20 protein-coding genes are annotated in these 18,535 nt (G+C 71.7%); 11 read left to right on the forward strand and 9 right to left on the reverse strand.

Annotated features, from left to right (window positions below; all coding sequences use genetic code 11):
• Window positions 1-181, reverse strand: a 181-nt coding sequence (locus tag E1266_RS24590; protein ID WP_132050790.1) for a hypothetical protein, incomplete at its 3' end; no start/stop codon positions are given.
• Between E1266_RS24590 and E1266_RS24595 the strand changes: the two genes are divergently transcribed.
• From E1266_RS24595 to E1266_RS24610, 4 genes are all read left to right on the forward strand, one after another.
• Window positions 171-689: a TetR/AcrR family transcriptional regulator gene (locus E1266_RS24595; protein WP_243718818.1), complete on the forward strand. Its 519-nt coding sequence runs from the start codon at window positions 171-173 to the stop codon at window positions 687-689. The genes E1266_RS24590 and E1266_RS24595 overlap by 11 nt on opposite strands.
• A complete protein-coding gene (locus tag E1266_RS24600) occupies window positions 686-2,257 on the forward strand; it encodes a glycerol-3-phosphate dehydrogenase/oxidase (RefSeq protein ID WP_132050794.1) in 1,572 nt (523 codons plus the stop codon). Before E1266_RS24595 ends, E1266_RS24600 begins: the two co-directional genes overlap by 4 nt.
• 120 nt (window positions 2,258-2,377) lie before the next feature.
• On the forward strand, window positions 2,378-3,286 hold the full coding sequence (locus tag E1266_RS24605; protein ID WP_132050796.1) for a sucrase ferredoxin: 909 nt from the start codon (window positions 2,378-2,380) through the stop codon (window positions 3,284-3,286).
• Window positions 3,287-3,470: 184 nt separating this feature from the next.
• Window positions 3,471-3,767: a WhiB family transcriptional regulator gene (locus tag E1266_RS24610; protein WP_021600082.1), complete on the forward strand. Its 297-nt coding sequence runs from the start codon at window positions 3,471-3,473 to the stop codon at window positions 3,765-3,767.
• 259 nt (window positions 3,768-4,026) lie between these two features.
• Here E1266_RS24610 and E1266_RS24615 read toward each other — a convergent pair whose 3' ends face one another.
• The 3 genes from E1266_RS24615 to E1266_RS24625 all read right to left on the reverse strand — a co-directional run bounded on the left by E1266_RS24615 (window position 4,027) and on the right by E1266_RS24625 (window position 7,152).
• A complete protein-coding gene (locus E1266_RS24615) occupies window positions 4,027-4,731 on the reverse strand; it encodes a phosphoribosyltransferase family protein (protein ID WP_132050798.1) in 705 nt (234 codons plus the stop codon).
• Window positions 4,732-4,871: 140 nt separating this feature from the next.
• A complete protein-coding gene (locus E1266_RS24620; RefSeq protein ID WP_132050800.1) occupies window positions 4,872-5,903 on the reverse strand; it encodes an aryldialkylphosphatase in 1,032 nt (343 codons plus the stop codon).
• 55 nt (window positions 5,904-5,958) lie between these two features.
• Window positions 5,959-7,152 (reverse strand): YihY/virulence factor BrkB family protein, encoded by a 1,194-nt coding sequence (locus tag E1266_RS24625; RefSeq protein WP_243718820.1) that lies wholly within the window; start codon window positions 7,150-7,152, stop codon window positions 5,959-5,961.
• A 714-nt stretch (window positions 7,153-7,866) separates the two neighbouring features.
• On the opposite strand from E1266_RS24625, the gene E1266_RS24630 reads away from it, so the two are divergent.
• From E1266_RS24630 to E1266_RS24650, 5 genes are read left to right on the forward strand one after another with little or no spacing between them, the layout of a single operon-like run.
• Window positions 7,867-9,519: a nitrite/sulfite reductase gene (locus tag E1266_RS24630; protein ID WP_132050802.1), complete on the forward strand. Its 1,653-nt coding sequence runs from the start codon at window positions 7,867-7,869 to the stop codon at window positions 9,517-9,519.
• Window positions 9,516-9,713: a hypothetical protein gene (locus E1266_RS24635; RefSeq protein WP_243718821.1), complete on the forward strand. Its 198-nt coding sequence runs from the start codon at window positions 9,516-9,518 to the stop codon at window positions 9,711-9,713. Before E1266_RS24630 ends, E1266_RS24635 begins: the two co-directional genes overlap by 4 nt.
• A complete protein-coding gene (locus E1266_RS24640; RefSeq protein WP_132050804.1) occupies window positions 9,710-10,420 on the forward strand; it encodes a phosphoadenylyl-sulfate reductase in 711 nt (236 codons plus the stop codon). The genes E1266_RS24635 and E1266_RS24640 overlap by 4 nt, the downstream gene beginning before the upstream one ends.
• 17 nt (window positions 10,421-10,437) lie before the next feature.
• On the forward strand, window positions 10,438-11,172 hold the full coding sequence (locus E1266_RS24645) for a sirohydrochlorin chelatase (protein WP_132050820.1): 735 nt from the start codon (window positions 10,438-10,440) through the stop codon (window positions 11,170-11,172).
• A gap of 56 nt (window positions 11,173-11,228) precedes the next feature.
• Window positions 11,229-11,444, forward strand: coding sequence for a hypothetical protein (locus E1266_RS24650; protein WP_132050806.1), 216 nt, complete (start codon window positions 11,229-11,231; stop codon window positions 11,442-11,444).
• Here the strand turns inward: E1266_RS24650 and E1266_RS24655 are convergent.
• Window positions 11,441-12,199, reverse strand: a complete 759-nt coding sequence (locus E1266_RS24655) for a DUF1707 domain-containing protein (protein ID WP_165966197.1) — start codon at window positions 12,197-12,199, stop codon at window positions 11,441-11,443. The genes E1266_RS24650 and E1266_RS24655 overlap by 4 nt on opposite strands.
• Before the next feature lie 184 nt (window positions 12,200-12,383).
• On the opposite strand from E1266_RS24655, the gene E1266_RS24660 reads away from it, so the two are divergent.
• Window positions 12,384-14,009: an acyl-CoA dehydrogenase family protein gene (locus tag E1266_RS24660; RefSeq protein ID WP_132050808.1), complete on the forward strand. Its 1,626-nt coding sequence runs from the start codon at window positions 12,384-12,386 to the stop codon at window positions 14,007-14,009.
• A 218-nt stretch (window positions 14,010-14,227) separates the two neighbouring features.
• Here the strand turns inward: E1266_RS24660 and E1266_RS24665 are convergent, their stop codons facing one another.
• From E1266_RS24665 to E1266_RS24680, 4 genes are all read right to left on the reverse strand, one after another.
• On the reverse strand, window positions 14,228-14,428 hold the full coding sequence (locus tag E1266_RS24665; RefSeq protein ID WP_243718823.1) for a helix-turn-helix domain-containing protein: 201 nt from the start codon (window positions 14,426-14,428) through the stop codon (window positions 14,228-14,230).
• 58 nt (window positions 14,429-14,486) lie between these two features.
• Window positions 14,487-16,307: a hypothetical protein gene (locus tag E1266_RS24670; RefSeq protein WP_132050810.1), complete on the reverse strand. Its 1,821-nt coding sequence runs from the start codon at window positions 16,305-16,307 to the stop codon at window positions 14,487-14,489.
• 46 nt (window positions 16,308-16,353) lie between these two features.
• Window positions 16,354-16,776, reverse strand: a complete 423-nt coding sequence (locus tag E1266_RS24675) for a hypothetical protein (RefSeq protein ID WP_132050812.1) — start codon at window positions 16,774-16,776, stop codon at window positions 16,354-16,356.
• A gap of 591 nt (window positions 16,777-17,367) precedes the next feature.
• A complete protein-coding gene (locus E1266_RS24680) occupies window positions 17,368-17,763 on the reverse strand; it encodes an ATP-binding protein (protein WP_132050814.1) in 396 nt (131 codons plus the stop codon).
• A 139-nt stretch (window positions 17,764-17,902) separates the two neighbouring features.
• Here E1266_RS24680 and E1266_RS24685 point away from each other — a divergent pair, with 139 nt between their 5' ends.
• Window positions 17,903-18,436, forward strand: a complete 534-nt coding sequence (locus E1266_RS24685) for a Scr1 family TA system antitoxin-like transcriptional regulator (RefSeq protein WP_132050816.1) — start codon at window positions 17,903-17,905, stop codon at window positions 18,434-18,436.
• Window positions 18,437-18,535: the final 99 nt, after the last annotated feature.

The following is an 18,535-nucleotide window of genomic DNA, read 5'->3' on the forward strand; positions in this document are numbered from 1 at the left end:
TCATGGCGGCCGAGTTGATGTTCCCGGTCACGGCCTTGTCGCCGTACTTGGCCTTGAAGTCGGCGACGGCCATCCCGTACGAGAACGCCTCACGCAGCAGGTAGACGGCCCGCGCGACGGGCGACAGGCGCTCCCTCGACGCCGCCCGCGACTGCGTGCTCGCCGTCGGCGTGCGCCGCACGACCCTCACCGACATCGCCCGCCGCGCCGGCGTCTCGCGGATGACGCTGTACCGCCGCTGGCCGGACGTCCGCACGATCGTCGCCGACCTGATGACCCGCGAGTGGGTCGGGCTGGGCGACTCGCTGCAGCCCCCCGACGACGGCCGCCCCGTCCGGCCCCGGTTCGTGTCGGGCCTGGTCACCGGGGTACGGACGTTCCGCGACCACCCGCTGCTCCGCAAGATCATCGAGGTGGACCCGGAGCTGCTGCTCCCCTACGTCCTGGACCGCTGCGGCGCGAGCCAGCTGGTGTTCCTGGAGCTGTTCGAGGAGGCGCTCCGCGCCGGGCACGCCGACGGCACCATCCGCCGCGACCATCCGGGCCGGCAGGCGCGGGCGGTCCTCCTGGTCGTCCAGTCCTACGTCCTGTCGGCGCCGACGATGCTCGACGAGACCGACCCCGACCTCGGCTCCGACGCCTTCGACGAAGAACTCCGCCACATCCTGGAGAGGATGCTCGCGCCGTGAACACTCCGGAATCCGAAGCACGGAACCCCGAGGTCTCCGGGACCTCGCTCAACGCGGCGCGCCGGGAGCGCGATCTCGCCGAACTGCCCGGGGAGGTGGTGGACGTCCTCGTCGTCGGCCTCGGCGCGACCGGCGCGGGCGCCGCGCTGGACGCCGCGTCCCGGGGCCTGTCGGTCGCCGCGATCGACGCCCACGACCTGGCGTTCGGCACGTCCCGGTGGAGCTCCAAGCTCATCCACGGCGGCCTGCGCTACCTGGGGTCCGGGCAGGTCGACGTGGCGTACGAGAGCGCGGTCGAGCGCGGCGTCCTCATGCGCCGCACCGCCCCGCACCTCGTCCGCGCGCTGCCGTTCGTGATGCCGATGACCCCGGCCGTGCCCCGCTCCGGCGCGCTGGCCGTCGCCGCGGCGGTGCGCGCGGGCGACGTGCTGCGGCTCTCCGCGCGCACCCCGCGGTCGGTGCTGCCCGGCCCGCGCCGGCTGTCGGCGGTGGAGACGCTGCGGCTCGCGCCCCCGCTGCGCCCGTACGGGCTGCGCGGCGGCCTGCTGTCGTGGGACGGCCAGCTCACCGACGACGCGCGCCTGGTCACCGCGCTCGCCCGGACCGCCGCCGGGCTCGGCGCCCGCGTCCTCACCCGCTGCCGGGCGGTCGCGCTGACCGGGGACGGCGCGCAGGTCCGCGACGAGCTGACCGGCCGGGAGTTCGGCGTCCGGGCGCGGTCGGTGGTGAACGCGGCCGGAGTCTGGGCGGGCGGCCTGGTGGACGGGGTGCGGCTGCGTCCGTCGCGCGGCACGCACATCGTGGTCGGGGCGGACACCCTGCGCGGGCTCACGGCCGGGATGCAGATCCCGGTCCCGGGCTCCACCAGCCGGTTCCTGCTCGTGCTGCCGCAGGGCGACGGCCGCGTCTACGTGGGCCTGACCGACGTGGCGGCCGACGGGCCGATCCCGGACGTGCCCGAGCCGACCGAGAGCGAGATCGGGTTCCTGCTCGACATCCTCGGCTCGGCGCTGGACGTCCCCGTGCGGCGGGCCGACGTGATCGGCGCCTACGCCGGGCTGCGGCCCCTGCTGGACCTCGGCCGGGGCGGCGACACCGCCGACATCTCCCGGCGGCACGCCGTGCTGACCTCGCCGGGCGGCGTCGTGACGATCGTCGGCGGCAAGCTCACCACCTACCGGCGGATGGCGCAGGACGCCGTCGACGCGGCGGCCCGCGCCGCCGGGCTCGACGCCCCGCCGAGCCGGACCGCCCGGCTGCCGCTCGTCGGCGCGGCCACGCGGGACCGCCTGGACGTGCTGGACGCGCCGTCCCGGCTCGTCCAGCGGTACGGGACCGAGGCTCCGCTGCTGACCGCGCTCGCCGCGGAGGACCCGACCCTGCTCGAACCCGTCGTCCCGGGGCTGCCGGTCCTCGGCGCGGAGCTGGCCTGGGCGGTGCGGCACGAGGGCGCGCTGGAGGTCGGCGACCTGCTGGACCGCCGCACCCGGATCGGGCTCGTCGCACCGGACCGGGCGGCGGCGCTGCCGGCGGCGGAGGCGCTGCTGCCGCGCGCCGCCCTGCGCTGAGCCCGCGCTGACCGCCCTGCCTCGGGGTTCTTCCAGAACGGCGAATCCGGCCCGCCATGTTTGCCCGCCATGCGTTAGGTTACCCTTACCTAATCAACGAAGATCGACGGGGGGTTCTCCTTGACGCGCGGCAACGGCTGCGGGCACTGCCCCGGCAGCCACACCGGGGAGCGGCCGTGCCTGGCGAGCGCGACCGTCAAGGCGGGCGCCTGGCTGCTCATCGAGCAGCCGGGCCCGTGGCCGGAGCGCGTCGAGGAACTGGCCGGCCCAGAGCCGATCGCCGAGGCCGTGCGCGCCGCGCAGCGGGCCGGCGTGCGGCCGCAGCTGATCCGCCGGCCGGGACGGCGCCGCGGCGTCCCGCCCGTCCAGGTCTACGCCGCGTTCTCGCGCGGCACCGAGGTCTGGATCGAGGGCCGGGAACTGGCCGATCCCGCGGAGCTGCGGGAGCTCGACCTGGGCGCGCTGGCCGCGGGCCGATCCCCCGGTCTCGGGGAGCGGGTGGACGAGCCGCTGCTGCTGGTCTGCACGCACGGGCGCCGCAACGCCTGCTGCGCCCGGACCGGCGCGCCGCTGGCCCGGACGCTGACCGCACGTTTCGAGCGCCTCGTCTGGGAAACCACCCATGTCGGCGGTGACCGATTTGCAGCGAATTTGGTATGTCTTCCCCACGGGCTCTACTACGGCGACCTGGACGAATCCCGCGCGGTGACGGCGGCGGACGCCTACCTGCGCGGCGAGGTCGCCCTGGACCGGCTGCGCGGGCGCGGCGGGACGCCGGAGCCGGCGCAGGCCGCGGAGCACTTCGTCCGCGCGCACACCGGGCGCCTCGGACTGGACGAGGTGACCGTGGTGTCGGTCACTGGGGGAACATCTCGATACGAAGCGGTCGTTGCCGTACAGGAGAGCCGTTACCGGGTCATCGTCGAGAGCGTCCGGCAACAGTCCCCGTGCGGGCCGGACTGCGGAGAGAACATGAAAACCTACGTTGTTAGGGAACTCACCCTTCTCAACGCGGCGGCACTCGTGTAATCTCTCTGAGGCCCCATTCGAGGGTCTCCCGTCGCACGTCCCCAGGTTTCCGGCGCAACCGGACGGGGAACAGAGCGGCAACTCTGGACGTTGGACCATTCGGCGCTTCTGGCTTCATGTCATCCGAAGGATGTCGGGCGTCCATGTCCTGAAATTGTTCGAAACCAATCAAGGTGGGTGTTCCATGGCTCAGGTACGTCGGCAGGCAAACCTCCCTCGTCCCAGCTGGGGCTGGCAGGACGCCGCGGCGTGCCGGGGGGAAGACCTCGTCCTCTTCTTCGGTCCCGACGGTGAGCGTCAGCCCGAGCGAGAGATCCGCGAGCGCAAGGCGAAGCAGATCTGCATGGGCTGCCCCGTCCGCACGGAGTGCCTGGACTACGCGGTTTCCAGGCCCGAGAAGTACGGCACGTGGGGCGGTCTGAACGAAGACGAGCGCGCGTCCGAGCGCCGTCGCCGGATGCGTCGCGCCAACGCCGCCTAGCCGAGTACGCAGGCCGCCAGAACGCTCCCATCGCGAACCCCGGCACGCCACCGAGAAAAACGTCACGGCCCCGCTCCGCGGGGCCGTTTGCGTTGCCCGGACCCGGTCCGTCCGCCCGGGAACCGGACACTTCACCCGCGGATGCGGCCGCTGTGACTCAGATCGCTCCCCGACTTTCCAGCGAACGGCGCTTTTACCGCAAGCGTCCCCGCGGCGCGGCCATTTTTCAAAAAGTCGCCGCACCAATTTCCGCGCGGCGTCAGCCCGTCTCGCGGGTCCGCGCCGCGCGGTCCAGCCAGGCGATCACGTCGTCGTCGGTGAGCTGCTCGAAGTCGCGGTACCACTGGCCGACGGCGCGGAACTCCCACGGCGCGGCCGGCACGACCAGGTCGTCCACCTCGGCGTCCAGGCCGCCGACGGTCTCCGCGGCGCCCACCGGCACCGCCAGGACCAGCCGGGACGGCCCGCGCTCGCGCAGCGCCCGCACGGCGGCCCGCGCGGTGCCTCCGGTGGCCAGGCCGTCGTCCACCACGATCACCGGCCGGCCGGTGATCTCCGGCAGCGGCCGACCGCGCCGGTAGACCTCGACCCGGCGGCCCAGTTCGGCGCGCTCGGCGGCGACCGTCGCCGCCAGGTCCTGCTCGCGCAGCCCCAGCCGCTGCAGCAGCCCGGCGTCGAACACCGGCGCGCCGCCCTCGGCGATCGCGCCGACGCCCAGCTCCGGCTGCGGCGGGTATCCGATCTTGCGGGTCACCAGGACGTCGAGCCGCGAGCCCAGCCGCCGCGCGATCTCGTAGCCGACGGGCACGCCGCCCCGCGGCAGGGCGAGGACGGCCGCGCCCTCCAGGCCCATCGGGGCGAGCCGCTCGGCGAGCACCCGGCCCGCCTCGGCCCGGTCGGTGTAGGGGAGCCGGACGCTCTCGCTCTGCCGGAGGTCGCCGCGTACGGATCTGTTCCAGGACATGGCGCAACCCCCTTCCCGGGGTCACCCCTACCCACTCCACGGCCCTTACAGGCGCGTACAGCGCCGCTTACGGGCGAACGAGAGACCGCCCAGGGCTATCCTGCGGCCCTGGGCGGTGCGGCGCGGACGTGACCGGCCGTCTAGGAGCCGGTGAGCCAGCGGAGCGGGTTGTCGCGCATGATCGTCTGGAGGGTGGCGTCGTCGGCACCGGCCGCGCGCAGCGCGGGCAGGAACGTGTCGAACAGGTACCCGAAGCCGGCGGCGCCGTAGCGGGTGAGCTGGGCCCGCCGGGAGATGCCGGTGCTCAGCAGCACCCGGGAGGCGTGCCCGGCCTCCAGCAGGTCCATGACGGAGCGGACCCGGGCGCCGACCGCCGCGTGGTCCTCCCCCGCGAGGCCGAGCGTGCCGAACGAGACGTAGCCCCCCGTCTCGGCGATCTTGCGGTGCTGGCCGGGGTCGTCGACCCGGTCCTGCTGGCCGACCGCGACCCGGTCCGGGGCGAGCCCGGCGGCGGTGAGGATCTCCAGCTGGGCGAGGCCCGCCCGGCCGTAGGTCGCCACCGACAGCCCGGAGTAGCGGGCGGCGCGGGCGGCTGCGCGCAGGCACAGCTCCTCGGTCTCGGTCGGCGCCTCGCCCCACGTGCCGATCTCGCCGATGACGCCCGGCAGGGCGTTGGTGCCGTCCATGCCGAAGCCGACCTCCGCGAGCAGCCGCTCGGCCAGGCGCTCCACACCCGTCGTGCCCTCCAGCCCTTGCCGGGGGGGCTGGGGGGTCGTCCCCCCAGAATGACCCGGCCCGGTGCCGGCCGCGAGGGTCTCGCGGACGAACGCGGGGTGGAACGGCTCGGTGAACACGCCCGTCCCGGCGACCACGGCCACCCGGGCGCCCGCGCTGATGCGGGCGAGGGCGGCGGCGTTGCGCCCCATGCCGGAGCAGGTGAGGTCGACGACCAGGCCGAGCCCGTGCTCCTTGCGCAGCGCGTTCAGCTCCCGCTGGACGGTCTTCTCCTCGTCCAGCACGCGGCCCGGATCGGACTCGACGAGCTTCGGGCGCGCCGCCCAGCGCAGGTCCAGCTGCAGGTGCTCGTGGGACAGCACCGGCCCGGTGACCTCGGACGTCGCGATCATGCCGGTCACGGTCCGGAGCCGGCCGGTCTCCTCTCGGGGGGTCATGTCAGGCGAGGTTACGACATGTTTTGCCTTATCAGGACCTCACGGGCGGTTCTTTTTACTCCGTGTCCTCACCGGGCTCCGGCTCGTCGCCCCGCGCGTCACGGACGGCCCTCGCCCGCGCGGTGTCGGCGGTCGGCCACAGCCGGTCGATCTCGGCGTTCAGCGCGGCCCCGATCAGCACCGCGAGCGCCGCCACGTACAGCCAGGCGAGGACGGCGATGGCGGCCGACAGCGACCCGTACACCGACACCCCGCTCAGCGACCCGGCCAGGAAGATCCGCAGGCCGAAGCTGCCGACGATCCAGATGAGCAGCGCGAGCACGGCTCCCGGCAGGTCCCGGCGCCAGGGCGTCCGCACCGGGACGCTCAGGTGGTACAGCGTCGCGAGGAACACGATCGACAGCGTCACCACGACCGGCCAGTAGAGCGCCTGCACGAGCCCGGCGCTCTCCGGCAGCGCCTGCTGCACCAGCGCGGGCCCCGCCACCAGCAGCGGGATGACGATCAGGAAGACCAGCAGTCCGATCAGGTACAGGAAGAACGCGCGCAGCCGGGTGCGGATCACGCCGCGGATGCCGGACAGCCCGTAGGCGATGCTGATCGTGTCGATGTAGACGTTCGTCGCCCGCGAGCCCGCCCACAGCGACAGGAGGAAGCTCAGCGACACGATGTCCGGGCTCCCGCCGCGGATCACGTCGTCGAGCAGCGGGACGACGACCGTGTCGACCGCCGGGCCGGTCAGCACCGTGCGGGCCTGGTCGATGACCCAGGTGCGGATCTCGGTGACGGTGCCGGGCTGGAACATCCCGCGCAGGTGCCCCATCGTGCCGATCAGCCCGATGACCAGCGGCGGCAGGGACAGCAGCGCGAAGAACGCGGCCTCGGCCGCCAGCCCGGTCACCCGGTAGCGGAACGCCCCGGCCGCGGTGCCCTTGGTCAGCGTCCAGGCGACTCCGGGCGCGGCGCCGATCCCGGCACGGGCGCGTTCGCGCATCCGGGCGGCGATGCCCTGCGCCGGCTCCGCGCCACTCCCCTGCGCCTTCGCGACGGTCGCACCGGGGCCGTCGTCCGCGTTCCCGGCGGGATTCTCGGGCGGGTTCCCGGCCGGGTCCTCGGGTGGGTCCTCGGGTGGGTCGACGACGCCCGGGGCCGGGGCGCCTCGGCCCTCTCCCTGGCCCCTGCCCTGGCCCTCGTCGTGGTCGGAGTCCCCGCGCGGCGGGACGCCCTCGGCGTCGGAGACGGTGGTCACACCGCCCCACCGTAGAGCGTTGCGGGTCCGGAACATGTCCCCTCGCCCATTTCGGTGCCCTGCGCGTCGCGACGCGTCGCGACCGCCTCCCCAGCCCTTCCGTCGCGCGGGCGCGTGGCCCGTCCCCTGCGCATCCCCTGGCTCATACCCGCTTCGACGACCGGGAACGTCATCCGAATCATGATCATTTCCGATGAACCGGGCATCGGCCTTCATGGGTGACAATAGAGACATGATCTGCCAGTCGTGCCGAGACCACCGCCACGGGGAGTGCCGTGGCGGCTCGTGGTGCGACTGCCAGCACCGTCGCGCTCCGGCCACGCCGGGGCGCGGGCGCCGCGGCGTCCGCGCCGACGGCTCGGCCGGCACCCCGCCGTCCGGTGACGAGGGCGAGCCTCCGGTGAACTGGAGGCGGCAGGGATGACGCATGTCACCCGTCCGCATGCCGGACGTAACTGGACAGCCCACGAGACCGCGTGTCATGGTTCAGGTATGACTGCTGCGGACCCGTTGCTGGCCAAGCGCCGGCACGTGGACTTCCTGCGCGTCCGCAGCGCGATCTGTCGGTGACGCCCCGACCACGCAGCCCCTGCTCAGCCGGGCGCGTGGCGCATCGGCGTCACCTTTGACATCACCCTGCTCAGCGTCGAGCCGGCTGCCTCAGACTGCCGGTGCGCTACGCGTCCCTCACGACCACAGACGAGGACGCGCGCCGTGCCACCCGCGATCAAACGCAAGAAGGCCGAGGGCCAGTGGGCCCTGGGCTACCGCGAACCGCTCAACAAGAACGAAGAGAACAAGAAGAACGACGACGGCCTGAACGTCCGACAGCGCATCATCGACATCTACTCCAAGACCGGCTTCGACTCGATCGACCCCGCCGACCTGCGCGGCCGCTTCCGCTGGATGGGCCTGTACACGCAGCGCAAGCCCGGCATCGACGGCGGCAGGACCGGCGCGCTGGAGGACGAGGAGCTCGAGGACCGCTACTTCATGATGCGGGTCCGGATCGACGGCGGTCAGCTGAGCGGCCCGCAGCTGCGCACCATCGCCGACATCTCGACCCGGTACGCCCGCGGCACCGCCGACATCACCGACCGGCAGAACGTCCAGCTGCACTGGGTGCGGATCGAGGACGTCCCCGCGATCTGGGAGGCCCTCGAAGCGGTCGGCCTGCACACGATGGAGGCGTGCGGCGACGTCCCGCGCACCATCATCGGCTGCCCGCTGGCCGGCATCGCGGCCGACGAGGTCATCGACGCGACCCCGCAGCTGCGCGACATCCACGACCGCTACATCGGCTCCCCCGAGTTCTCGAACCTGCCGCGCAAGTACAAGACGGCCCTGTCGGGCTGCACCTCGCACTGCACCGTCCACGAGATCAACGACATCGCCTACGTGGGCGTGGTGAACGAGGAGGGCGAGACCGGCTACCAGGTGTTCGTCGGCGGCGGGCTGTCCACCAACCCGATGTTCGCGCAGAGCCTCGGCGTGTTCGTCCGGCCGGAGCAGGCCACCGAGGTCTGGCACGGCGTGACCTCGATCTTCCGCGACTACGGCTACCGGCGCCTGCGCAGCCGCGCCCGCCTGAAGTTCCTGGTGAAGGACTGGGGCGCCGCGAAGTTCCGCGAGGTGCTGGAGAAGGAGTACCTCGGGTACGCGCTGCCGGACGGCCCCGAGCCCGCCGCGCCGCTCGCCAGCCGCGACCACGTCGGGATCCGCCCGCAGCAGGACGGCAACTTCTACGTCGGGTTCGCGCCGCGCGCCGGCCGGGTGAGCGGCGAGATCCTCGGCGTCATCGGCGAGCTGGCCGACCGCTACGGCTCCGGCCGGGTGCGGACCACCATCGAGCAGAAGATGGTGATCTTGGACGTCCCGGAGGAGAACACCGAGGCGCTCGCCGACGAGCTGGCCGAGCACGACCTGCAGGTCCGCCCGTCCACGTTCCGGCGGCACACGATGGCGTGCACCGGCATCGAGTACTGCAAGCTCGCGATCGTCGACACCAAGCAGCGCGCCATGGACCTGATCGACGAGCTGGAGGAGCGGCTCCCCGACTTCGACCAGCCGCTGACCATCAACGTCAACGGCTGCCCGAACGCCTGCGCCCGCATCCAGGTCGGCGACATCGGCCTGAAGGGCCAGCTCGTCGTGGACGAGAACGGCGACCAGGTCGAGGGCTTCCAGATCCACCTCGGCGGGCAGCTCGGCGCGACGTTCGGCAAGAAGGTCCGCGGGCTGAAGACCACCTCGGCGGGGCTGACCGACTACGTCGAACGCGTCGTCCGCGCCTACGACAAGCAGCGCGACGAGGGCGAGACGTTCGCGGAGTGGGTGCAGCGCGCCGACGAAGCGGACCTCAAGTGAGCGCTGCGTCCCCGGGGGCGGCCCCGCGCGGCGAGCGCATGGCGCCGTTCTACTGCCCCTACTGCGGAGAAGAGCACCTCGAGCCGCGCGAGGAGCACGGCTCGTGGTACTGCCCCGACTGCGTCCGTTCCTTCACGTTGAAATTCCTCGGCGTCGGCGTCCCCGGCACCGCGAGCAAGGAGATCCCTCGGTGACCCTCCTGGAGACCGACAGACCTACCCTTGACCTGGAAGACATCGTCGAATCCGCCTCCGCCGCGCTGGACGGCGCGCCCACGCTGGAGATCATCCGCTGGGCCGCCGCCACGTTCGGCGACCGCATCTGCCTCACCTCGTCCATGTCGGACGCGGCGCTGATCCACCTCGTGTCGAAGGTGAAGCCCGGCATAGACGTGCTGTTCGTCGACACCGGCTACCACTTCGCCGAGACGATCGGCACCCGGGACGCGGTCGAGGCCGTCTACCCGGTGAACGTCGTCAACGCCGTCCCGTCGCGCACGGTCGAGGAGCAGGAGGCCGCCCTCGGCCCGCGGCTGTTCGGCCGCAACCCCGACCTGTGCTGCCACCTGCGCAAGGTCGAGCCGCTCGGCCGCGCGCTGGAGGGCTACATGGCGTGGTTCAGCGGCATCCGCCGGGACGAGACCGCGACCCGCCGCGACCGCCGCGTCGTCGAGTGGGACCGCAGGCGCGGGATGGTCAAGGTGAACCCGATCCTGGACTGGACCCAGGAGGACATGGACAACTACATCGAGGACAACGGGGTGCTCGTCAACCCCCTGCACTACGACGGGTACCCGTCGATCGGCTGCGCGCCGTGCACGAGCCCGGTCGCGCCCGGCGAGGACCCCCGCAGCGGCCGCTGGGCCGGAATGGGCAAGGTCGAGTGCGGAATCCACCTGTGAGCCGTCCGGCGGCGCCGATGGTCGCGGTCGCCCACGGCAGCCGCGACCCCCGGGCCGCCGCGACCGTCGCGGAGCTGCTCGGCGCCGTCCGGGACCGGCGCCCGGACGTCCCGGTCCACGCGTCGTTCCTCGACCACGGCCCGCCCGCGCCCGACCGCGTCCTGGACGGCCTCGCCCGCGACGGCGCGGAGGACACGGTCGTGCTGCCGCTCCTGCTCACCGCCGCCTACCACAGCAAGACCGACATCCCGGGCGTCCTGAACCGGGTGCGCGGGCGGCACCCCCGGCTGCGGCTCCGCACGGCCGGGACGCTGGGTCCGCATCCGCTGCTGATGGACGCCCTGGAGCGCCGCCTGGCCGAAGCCGAGGTGGAGCCCGGCGACCCGGACACGGCCGTCGTCCTCGTCTCGGCGGGTTCCAGCGACGCGTCCGCCAACGCGACCATCGCGCGGCTCGCCCGCGAGTGGCGGCCGCGCGGCTGGTGGGACGTGGTCCCCGCCTACGCGTCCGCCGCCGCCCCCGGACCGGCCGAGGCGGTGACAGCCCTGCTGGACGCGGGCGCTCCCCGCGTCGCCGTGGCGTCGTACTTCCTGGCACCGGGGTACTTCGCCGACAAGGTCAGGAACGCGGCGCTCGCCGCCGGCGCGGCGGCTGTCTCGCCCGTCCTCGGCGCGGCCCCGGAGGTCGCCCACCTGATCGTCCGCCGGTACGACAAGGCGCTCGTCGCGTCCTCCGCCGCCACGGCGGTCTGAGGCGCCGGTCCGCCCGGGGGCGTTCGACGCGCGGGAGGGCGGGTATGCGGCCTCCCATGAGACGGGAAGATCTCGGACACGAGCCGGAAGAGACCCACGACCGCGACTTCGCGCCGGTCAACGAGCGCTCCGACGCCCGGGGCCGCACCGTCCCGGCCCCGGAGGCGACCAGCGGCACGGGCACGCCGGGCGTGGAAGTAGAGCACCCGGACACCCTTCCGCCCGACGAGGAGGGCGTCCGGGAGGCCGAACGCCACGACGACTCCCGCTAGCGGGGCGGGCGGCGGTCGTCGCGGTCGCGCCACCAGTCCGTCAGGGCGCGGCGGAACGGTGCGTGGTGCTCGTCGTCGACGATCTTGATGTCCCCCATGACGGCGTGGGCGGTGACCTTGACGACGGGCACGCGCGCGCCCCGCTGGGGTTCGCGGACGTTGACCTTGCGGTCGCCGAGGAACGCGTGGCCGGACAGCACCACGCTGACGCCGTCCGGGACGATGATCTTCACGTCGCCCATCACGGCAGTAGCGGAGATGCTGATCTCCCCTGTGGGCACCTGGGCGCCGCGCAGGTCGAGCTCGACGTCGCCCATGACCGCCAGGGCCTCCAGCGGGCCGTCGATGCGGCCGACGATGCGCTCCTTGCAGTCGCCCATCACGGCGCTGAACTTGCGCTGGACCTGGCGGGGCGCCGGGTTCGCGCCGGGTGCGCCCATGCCGGGCAGGTCATCGGTGATGCGGTCGAGTTCGCCGCGGGTGACGGCCGCGTAGGCGGCCTCGCTGCGCTCGGTCAGTTCCTCGAAGGTCAGCCGCCCCTCGACGGAGGCGATCCGCAGCCGCTCGACGACGGCCTCCCGCTCGGCGTCGGAGGCCCGCACCGCGTCCGCCCCGGGCCCGCCCGGTGACGGCGCGCCCCCGGGGACCGCGTCGAGGGAATCGTCGGTGCCGGGCCGGTCGGGGTACAGGTCCTGCCGCCGGTCCCGCGGGCGGCACGGTGACGGCCGCTCAGGCTGCGGACTGGACTGACTCATGCTTCCGAAGGTATGCCCCCGCGGGGGCGGGACAATCCGCCGCGCGGACGAGATCGCCTCACCACTTGAGGAGGATGGACCTCCGGCCAGGGTGCGGGCAGGATCAATGGTTGCCCGAACCGGGTTCTGTATCCTGCGAGGCAGCGGAGTGAACATCCCCTGAGCAGCGCGCGGGAGCGGCACGGTGACGCACGAGGTCTTCAATCAGGTCCCCCCGCTCGCCGGGCACGACGTGTCCGACGAGGCGGTCCTGCTGGACGGGCTGGAGCGCGAAGGCGCCGGATGGGCCGAGGCCGAGGTGCGCGAGCTCGGCCGGCTCGCGGGCACGGAGCGGGCGCAGGAGTGGGGGCGCCTGGCGAACGAGCATCCGCCCGTCCTGCGCACCCACGACCGGTACGGGCACCGGATCGACGAGGTCGAGTTCCACCCGGCCTGGCACGAGCTGATGAACGTCGCGGTGACGCACGGGCTGCACGGTTCCCCCTGGGCCGACCCGCGTCCCGGCGCCCACGTCGCGCGGGCCGCCAAGTTCTACACCTGGCGGGTGGACGCGGGCCACGGCTGCCCGATCTCGATGACGTACGCGGCCGTCCCGGCCCTGCGGCGGTCCCCCGAGCTGGCGGCGCAGTACGAGCCGCTCCTCGCCAAGCGCGAGTACGACTACGGGCTGCGCGCCCCGCTGACGAAGAACGCGCTGCTCGCCGGCATGTCGATGACGGAGAAGCAGGGCGGCTCGGACGTCCGCGCCAACACCACCGAGGCGACCCCGCACCCGGACGGCACCTACCGCCTCGTCGGCCACAAGTGGTTCACCAGCGCCCCGATGTGCGACGTCTTCCTCACGCTGGCCCAGGCGCCGGGCGGCCTCACCTGCTTCATGGTCCCGCGCGTCCTGCCGGACGGCGAGCTGAACCCGATGCGGCTGATGCGGCTGAAGGACAAGCTCGGCAACAAGTCCAACGCGTCCTCGGAGGTCGAGTACGAGAACGCGGTCGCCTGGCGGGTCGGCGACGAGGGCCGCGGCGTGCCGACCATCATCGAGATGGTCAACATGACCCGGCTGGACTGCGTGATCGGCGCCGCGGCGGGGATGCGGCACGGCGTCACGGCCGCCGCCCACCACGCCGCCCACCGCAAGGCGTTCGGCGCCTACCTCATCGACCAGCCGCTGATGCGCAACGTCCTCGCGGACCTGGCCATCGAGTCGGAGGCCGCCACGATCACGATGCTTCGCCTGGCGGGCGCGACGGACCGCTCGGTGCGCGGGGACGACACCGAGACGGCGTTCAAGCGCCTCGGCCTAGCGGTCAGCAAGTACTGGATCACCAAACGCTGGCCCGCCCACGCCGCCGAGTCCCTCGAATGCCTGGGCGGCAACGGCTACGTGGAGGAGTCGGGCATGCCCCGCCTCTTCCGCGAATCCCCCCTGAACTCAATCTGGGAGGGCTCCGGCAACATCGCGGCACTCGATCTCCTCCGCGCGATCCTACGCGAGCCGCAGACCCTGGACGCGTTCTTCGGCGAGGTCGACCTCGCCCGAGGAGCCGACAAGCGCCTGGACGCAGCCGTCCAGGACGCCAAGGACGCCTTCACCGACACCGCAACGATCGAACTCCGCGCCCGCCGCGTCGCCGAGCGCCTGGCTCTCGTCCTCCAGGCATCGTTGCTGGTCAGGCACGGCCACCCGGCCGTCGCCGACGCCTTCTGCGCATCCCGCCTCGCGGGCGACTGGGGAGCCGCCTTCGGCACCCTCCCACCCGGCCTGGACCTCGCCCCCATCATCGACCGCGCCACCCCAAAACTCGGCTGAACTTACACTCAAGCTCAAGCCCCAGGAGCCTGCTGAGCCGCCCTACTGGCCCGCCCAAGACCGATCCGAGCAAGATCATCCGCTAACGTACCCGTTAGTAGATCGTCGCAACGCCAGGCTTGACTGCCCTCTCACTGAGGTGAAGCACCGGCCCCCGGGATGCCGAGTCTCATCGTCGGCATCCTGGGGTGCGCGGCTCTCGGCAGCTCCCGGTCGGCCTATGTCACGCCGAGCAGCTTGCGGAGTTCTGCGGTCGGCACTCGGTAGGTGTTGCCGATTCGGATGATGCGGCATGGGAAGTCGCCGCGTTTGGCCAGGTCGTAGGCGTATGTGAGGGATACTCCCAGGGCACGGGCTGCGGTCATGATGCTGACGACCGTGGGAAGTGCGTCGAGGTCTTCGTATCGCATGGTCTGCATTCAGATGCCTCCGTGTCTCGGTGCTTAGCAATAGGCGAGGTCTTCCCAGTGGCAACTGTTACCGGCGCTGTCGGCCTGGGCGCGGTGGTGCCGAGGGGCTAGATGGCGCGGGTCTGCCGGAGGTCGTGGGTAGTGGCGCCCACGGGTTGGGGAAGCCGGCCATGGCCAGGCGTGCTTGCGAGGGCATAGCCGCCTGTGTGGTCGGTTGCGGCGTGTTGGCGGGTTCGGCGAGTTTCACTTCGCGAACTTGTGCGGCGGCCTTTCGGGCGGCGTCGGCTTGAGCCTGGCGGTGTTGAAGTCGGCGCAGTTCGGCGATGGTGTCGAGCAGGGTAATGAGGTTGGCGACGAGCATCAGGGCCGACACCGTCGCCCGGTTCTGCACCGAGCCGGTGAGCGCAAGGAGCCGGGCTGCGGTGCGTAGGGCGTTGCCAGCTGGGGTGGGCCGCGGAAGGCGCCCGTGGGGTGCGCGGGCCGCGCGGTCGTAGGTGTGGGCAGCGCGGCGTAAGTGCTGGTTGCCGGTGGCCTGGGCGGCGGTGTGGAGGGCATCGGAGGCGGCCCAGCAGGCGTCCTGGGCCGCGTACGGGTTGACCGCCAGATGACGTCGGATCTGGGCGGTGGCGTAGGCGGCGGCGCGGGCCGCGTCGTCGTAGAACGCCTGTCGTTCCTCAGCGGTCAGGTCATTGTGGCCAGTGGACGGTACGTAGCACGCGGTGGGTGATGCCCACTGTTGCTGGAGGCGCGTAAGCGAAAGGTCGTCGGCAAGGCGGCTTCCTGAATACCAGGCCGGTTCTTCGTCGGCGGGCTCGGTGGGAAGCGCGACGGCATAGCCGGTGATCTGACCGGAGACCTGCTGGCTGTAGCGGATCTTGAGCAGGAGGCCGCGGTCCTGGAGTTGGTCTAGGAACTCGGTGGTCGTCCGGGCTTCGTCGGCGGCGCGGCGGACGGTCGTCCGCAGCACGGCCTGCTTCGTCCGCGGGGACAGGTGCCGTCCGTCCAGTCGGCGGATGGCGGACGAGTCGCGGACGGAGCTATCCGCACCTGCCCAGCGGTGGCGGAGTTTGGGCAGTGTGAGGTCGGCGGCGAGCTTGGCTCCCCCGTACCAGACCGGCTGCCCGTCCGCGTTCACATCGCCGGGAGCGGCCACCGCATACCCGGTCATCTCACCGGCTGTCCGCTGGCTGAACCGCTGCCGCACCAGGACACCATCTGCGCGGAGGCGCTCGAAAAACTCCCTTTCGCTGTCGGCGCCTGCGGCCGCCGTCTGGACCTTCTGTCGTAGGAGGGTGCGGGACGGCACTGGCTGACCACGGCGGAGTGCCTTCTCGGTCTCACCGCGTTTGGGCCGCCGCGCCGCCGTCCGGTCCGCCGGCGCCGTGGACCGCAGACCGAAGCGCTCCTCCACGACCCGGCAGGCGTCACGGACCCGGTATCCGTCGTTCCAGACCTCCGGACGAATGCCGTCCGGCCGCGCCAGCGTGGCCACGATATGGACGTGGTCGTCAGCGTGCCGGACGGCGATCCAACGGACGGCGTCCACGTCCCCTGCCGGAGCCATGCCCGTCCGGTGCATGATCTCGGCCGCGATCTGCGCCCATTGCCCATCGGTCAAGACCGGGTCCTCTGGAGCGGCCCGGACTGCGCAGTGCCAGACGGGCTTGCGGTAGTTGCGTTCACCCAGCAGCGCCAGCGGCTGAGTCAGCACCCCCTCCAGATGGCGAAAGTCGCGGCTGCCATCGGCGCCCACCACCGGCTCCAAGGCTCCCGTGTCCCCGAAGCCCGCCACGATATGCGGATCGTGATGCTCGCCGTTGGCGCCCGGACCGTAGAGGTAACGGAGCAGCCCTTGGACCCGGACACCACGTAAAACCTTCCCGATCACCCTGGGATGCTCGGTGCCGTGAGTTCCAGGGCGGTGGTGGGCGCTGTCATGGCAGCCGCCTTCGCAGCTCGTCGGCCAGATCGTCCAGCTTGCGGACCGTCTGCGCGGCGGCGCGGGCGTACCATTGGATCGTCGACGACACCTCACCCGAGTTCAGCGCGGCGACCGCCTGGTTGAGATTGACGCCGATCCGCTGCGCCTGACCACGTGCCTGCATGACGGCCTGCAGTGCCTCACGCACCTGGTTGTGCTCTGCTCGCGGCGTCCCATCCGCCGCGGCCAGCAGCGTCAGCGCCGCCCACGCCGCAGTCGCCAGGTGCTCCCGCTCCGCCGCCCTCACCAGCGCCCCGTATTCGTCGTCCGAGAGCAGGATGTACAACACCCGCCTTCGCTTCGACTCGCTACGGGCTCGGCGGTTGCGCCGCTTCGCCACGCTCGACGCGAACTCGGCACTGCTGTCTTCGACCATCAGCCTCCTGACCCGGGATCGCGCCCGATCCCGTCCACCTGCTGTGGACCGCGCCCGGTCCGCAGCTGATAACGCTTGCGTTTTCCATTTCTTGCCCCGCGTCAGCGGAACCGGCGAGACCTTCGGGTTCGACTCACTACCGGGCTGTATTAAGAGAGGCAGTCGCCCCGGCTTACCCGAGACCAAGCACCCGCTGGGACCATGAAGGGCTCTCCTCTCCGTCCAGACTTGCCGAGTGCGTCAACAGCCGGTTTAACCGTCTGCGTCCAGCCTCTCTCATCCCGCACCCGCCCGCTACTTTAAGCATCGGTGTGGCGTGCTGTAGCTCAAAAGCATCAGCGATGCTGACCTTAGAGGCCCGACGTAGGTTGCAGAAGCACTTCAGAGCCTTCCGGTTCACTCAGTCCGGTCGGCGCGAGCCCGCCGAGAGTGCCCACACCCCCGCCGGATCTCGGCTCGCAGATGGTCACAGAACCCCTGCGTCTTCCCGTCGGGGCTCACCGATGTGACTCGACTCAGATGCGTCACAACCCTCGGTGGGACAAGGCCAGGTAGCCGGGGGCAGAGCAGGGATGCGCCCTCCGTGATCGTTCACGTGCGGTCGATGACCGCGAAGACGACCTTCCCGACATTGTCGGCCAGGGCACGGATGCCCCAGCAGCGCGCGAACTGGTCGACGATGAACAGGCCGCGGCCCGTCTCACTGGACCTATCGGCCGCCAGCAGGTGCGGTAGGTCGCAACCGGCGTCCTGGACCTCCATCCATAGGGCGTCGTCCTCGGTGCGACTCAGCCGCAAGATCACCTCCTCGTCCGCCGCCGACGCCGCATGTTGCAGGGCATTGGTGACCAGCTCACTCGCCACCAGGCACGGGACGAAGTCGTCCATGCCCCACTGACCGGCGACCAGCCGCACGAACCGTCGCACCTCCGCGACCGCCTTGAGGTCCTGCTTCACCACCATCTCGTTCTCCGCTGCGCAGCCCATCACCCTCTCCTCACTGTGTGTGGCGTACAGCACACATTGAGCCACTATCTGGGCTACCGTTCGTCTTGCCGTCCTCAAGTGGCGTCGAGCGGTAAGAAGCCGCATCAGGCAGTAAGTTGCCGGGAGGGGAAAAGCGATCATGGCGGCGGTACGACGGCAGCGCCCCAGGGAGTCAGCTGCGCTTATTGCCTTCGGCCGGCAGATGCGTCGGCTGCGGGAGGCCAAGGGCATCAAGCAGGAGACGATCGCTCATCTCACAAAGGTCAGCCCTGCGCAGGTGAGCCGTATCGAGGCGGGAAAGAAGCGCGCCACACGGCCCTTCGTAGAGATCGTGGACGACCACCTGGAGGCAGGCGGAGCGCTGATCGCTCTGTGGGAGGACCTGAACAAGGACGGTCACCCTGTGCCCGTCTGGTTCGACTGGCCACAGATAGAGGGCGATGCAGTAATGCTGGTCTGCTGGGAGCACGGCGTGATCCCAGGGCTGTTGCAGACCCCGGCATACATGTCGGTCCTACTGAAGGGCAACCAGGAGGCGATAGACCTCCGCCTGCGACGCCAGTCCATCCTCACCAGGGACGACGGAACTCCCCCGACGCTCTTTGTACTGCTGCTCGACGAGCATGCCCTTTACCGGCAAGTCGGCCCCGCCGGAACCTGTCAAACCGGATGAGACGTCAGGCCACGTGGGTGGTTTGTGGCTTGTTGTCGGTCTGGGGTTGGGGTGGCGGGTTGATCCAGACCTTGTCCGGTAGCGGGGGCGGTGAGGGGC

This window comes from Actinomadura sp. 7K534 (assembly GCF_004348575.1).
GTDB lineage: Bacteria > Actinomycetota > Actinomycetes > Streptosporangiales > Streptosporangiaceae > Spirillospora > Spirillospora livida.

Coding starts and splice junctions, on each gene's coding strand:
- E1266_RS24610 (WP_021600082.1), top strand. CDS start 3,471: ATGGCTCAGGTACGTCGGCAGGCAAACCTCCCTCGTCCCAGCTGGGGC.
- E1266_RS24665 (WP_243718823.1), bottom strand. CDS start 14,428: ATGCAGACCATGCGATACGAAGACCTCGACGCACTTCCCACGGTCGTC.
- E1266_RS24685 (WP_132050816.1), top strand. CDS start 17,903: ATGGCGGCGGTACGACGGCAGCGCCCCAGGGAGTCAGCTGCGCTTATT.
- E1266_RS24680 (WP_132050814.1), bottom strand. CDS start 17,763: ATGGGCTGCGCAGCGGAGAACGAGATGGTGGTGAAGCAGGACCTCAAG.
- E1266_RS24615 (WP_132050798.1), bottom strand. CDS start 4,731: ATGTCCTGGAACAGATCCGTACGCGGCGACCTCCGGCAGAGCGAGAGC.
- E1266_RS24675 (WP_132050812.1), bottom strand. CDS start 16,776: ATGGTCGAAGACAGCAGTGCCGAGTTCGCGTCGAGCGTGGCGAAGCGG.
- E1266_RS24645 (WP_132050820.1), top strand. CDS start 10,438: ATGGTCGCGGTCGCCCACGGCAGCCGCGACCCCCGGGCCGCCGCGACC.
- E1266_RS24620 (WP_132050800.1), bottom strand. CDS start 5,903: ATGACCCCCCGAGAGGAGACCGGCCGGCTCCGGACCGTGACCGGCATG.
- E1266_RS24655 (WP_165966197.1), bottom strand. CDS start 12,199: ATGAGTCAGTCCAGTCCGCAGCCTGAGCGGCCGTCACCGTGCCGCCCG.
- E1266_RS24650 (WP_132050806.1), top strand. CDS start 11,229: ATGAGACGGGAAGATCTCGGACACGAGCCGGAAGAGACCCACGACCGC.